Raw genomic sequence first — 2,446 nt, forward strand, 5'->3', positions numbered from 1 at the left:
CTGTCATCCCGACTTTTTACACATTATGTAAATTACAGGGTAATTACATGTTTTTCATATAATTACCCTTTTTTAATGAACTAAATCAATACAATTTTAGATAAATAAAAAAGTGAGTTCGTAAGTAGATCGTGATCAATCGCGAGCTTATTTTTTGTATCCTGATAGATGTTGGATAACCCCATCCACGTATTGTTGATTTAACTTTCGTACCCAGCAATTTTTGTTTCATAAAAGTCAAATCGTTATGCGTACCACTCAAAAATTTTCTATTTCATTTTTTACCCGCAAGAAGAAAAATCAATCTGATTCATCCTCTCTGCCCGAATTACCATCAATGGTAAAAAGCTTGAAATTAGTTTAAAGAGAACTATTTCTGTAGATAGATGGAATCATGCCTCCTGTAAAATGATGGGGAACAGTCCGGAGAGTTTCCAGAAGGCCTTTATTTCCTTTGTTACAATTGTTACTGTAGGTTTTGATTCATAATTATAATTTCGTCCAGAATAAAATATCTACAGATGGAATTACTGGAAATACTTGGTTACATAAGTTCGCTTATAATTGGGATATCACTTGGATTAATTGGTGGTGGCGGGTCTATACTAGCGGTACCTGTTCTCGCATATTTATTTTCTATGGGAGAACGTGTGGCTACCGCTTACTCTTTATTCGTAGTGGGTGCCAGTGCACTTGTGGGTGGGATAAAACAACATTATAAAGGCTATGTAGACTGGAAAACCGCCATTATTTTTGGTATTCCGGCTGTTATAGGGGTCACTATTGTTAGACACTATGTGGTACCGGCATTACCTGATACCTTATTCTATATCCAAGATTTTGAGTTTACAAGAAGAATGGCCATGTTTGGTTTATTCGCTGTTCTTATGATACCAGCAGCTTTTTCTATGTTACAAGAAAAAGATCCTGGAAAAGAGAAAGAATCCTCCAATGAGAGGAAGTATAATTATCCGTTAATCCTGGCAGAAGGTTTAATCGTGGGAGGGATTACTGGTATGATTGGTGCCGGAGGAGGCTTTCTTATAATTCCAGCCCTGGTAATTCTCGCGAATATTGAAATGAAAACGGCTGTAGGAACCTCATTAATTATTATCGCATTCAAATCACTCCTTGGATTTTTTCTTGGAGATGCCCTGACCATGAAAATAGACTGGCCTTTCCTGGGAATAATTGTTGCCCTTTCCTTAATTGGAATTTTTATAGGGTCTTACCTAAGTAATTTTATAAACGGACAACGTCTTAAGAAAGGCTTTGGCTACTTTATCTTTCTTATGGCCGGATTTATATTCTATATGGAATTCTTCGTTAAAAATTAGCTGCTAATTAAACTTTACTATTATGAAAAACTTAAATGCAAAAGAGTTTGCAGATAAAATTGAGAATGATACGAATGCTATTATTCTGGATGTGCGAACTCCAAAGGAATGGAAAGACGGAATAATTCCTAATGCTAAATTGATCAACATTTTTGAACCTGTCACTTTCCAAAGAGAAGTTTCAAATTTAGAAAAAGATAGGGACTACTATATCTACTGTCGTAGTGGAAATAGAAGTGGGCAGGCTTGCCAAATCATGGATTCTAAAGGCTTTAATACATACAACCTTGCCGGTGGTATTATGCAATGGGATAAAAAATTATCCAAACCCATTTTTTAAAATTTCAGTAGAGATATGAAAGATAAGTCAAAAGAATTTTGGGAAGAAAGGTATAGTGAAGAAGAGTATATATATGGTAAAGATCCAAATTTCTTTTTTCGAACTCAGCTAGATAAATTGAATCCTAATTCCATTCTTTTACCTGCAGATGGAGAGGGCCGTAATGCCGTATTTGCCGCAAAAACTGGTTGGGATGTCACTGCATTTGATCTGAGTAAGGCTGGAAAGGCAAAAGCTATAGCCCTGGCTGAGAGGAATGATGTGGAAATAAATTATGAGATAACTTCCGCAGAGGAATTTGATAGCGATATCAATTTTGAGGTTATCGCACTTATTTACGCTCATTTTAATGCAGAAGACAGACCTGGTATACATGACCATTTATTACAATTTTTAAAACCAGGAGGAATTTTAATCTTCGAAGCATTTTCTAAAAAACAGTTTGATTATAATTCTGGAGGGCCTAAAGAACAAGCAATGCTATTTTCAAAAGAGGAGTTGAGAAATGAATTTTCTGGACTTACAATTAAATACCTTGAAGAACTAGAAATAGAGCAAAACGAAGGAAAATATCACAAAGGTAAAAGTTGTGTGCTACAAATGATAGGTGAAAAAAATTAATGTTTTAAAAGAAATTTGATTCGTAACATTTGTTACTGTGCAGATTAAAGATATTAAGCAACTTTGAGATACAAATCCATTAAAAATAATAGATATGAAGATAAGACAATTTAAAGATGATGCCCTTTCCCATTTTTCCTACGCTTTG

Annotated in this window: 3 protein-coding genes; all 3 read left to right on the top strand. The window is 34.7% G+C overall.

The features are described from left to right. The first annotated feature begins 521 nt into the window (after positions 1-521). From Q1K34_RS17905 to Q1K34_RS17915, 3 genes are read left to right on the top strand one after another with little or no spacing between them, the layout of a single operon-like run. The gene (locus Q1K34_RS17905) at positions 522-1,337 is read left to right on the top strand and encodes a sulfite exporter TauE/SafE family protein (protein ID WP_300442093.1); all 816 of its coding nucleotides are present in this window, start codon (positions 522-524) and stop codon (positions 1,335-1,337) included. A gap of 22 nt (positions 1,338-1,359) precedes the next feature. Beyond that, positions 1,360-1,677 (top strand): rhodanese-like domain-containing protein, encoded by a 318-nt coding sequence (locus Q1K34_RS17910; protein ID WP_300442096.1) that lies wholly within the window; start codon positions 1,360-1,362, stop codon positions 1,675-1,677. Positions 1,678-1,692: 15 nt separating this feature from the next. Further along, positions 1,693-2,298, top strand: a complete 606-nt coding sequence (locus Q1K34_RS17915; RefSeq protein ID WP_300442098.1) for a class I SAM-dependent methyltransferase — start codon at positions 1,693-1,695, stop codon at positions 2,296-2,298. Positions 2,299-2,446 lie beyond the last annotated feature (148 nt).

This window comes from Christiangramia sp., from assembly GCF_029937855.1.
Taxonomy (GTDB): domain Bacteria; phylum Bacteroidota; class Bacteroidia; order Flavobacteriales; family Flavobacteriaceae; genus Christiangramia.

Excerpts from the sequence above, each read along its gene's own strand:
- Q1K34_RS17910 (WP_300442096.1), top strand. The coding sequence starts at position 1,360 with ATGAAAAACTTAAATGCAAAAGAGTTTGCAGATAAAATTGAGAATGAT.
- Q1K34_RS17905 (WP_300442093.1), top strand. The coding sequence starts at position 522 with ATGGAATTACTGGAAATACTTGGTTACATAAGTTCGCTTATAATTGGG.
- Q1K34_RS17915 (WP_300442098.1), top strand. The coding sequence starts at position 1,693 with ATGAAAGATAAGTCAAAAGAATTTTGGGAAGAAAGGTATAGTGAAGAA.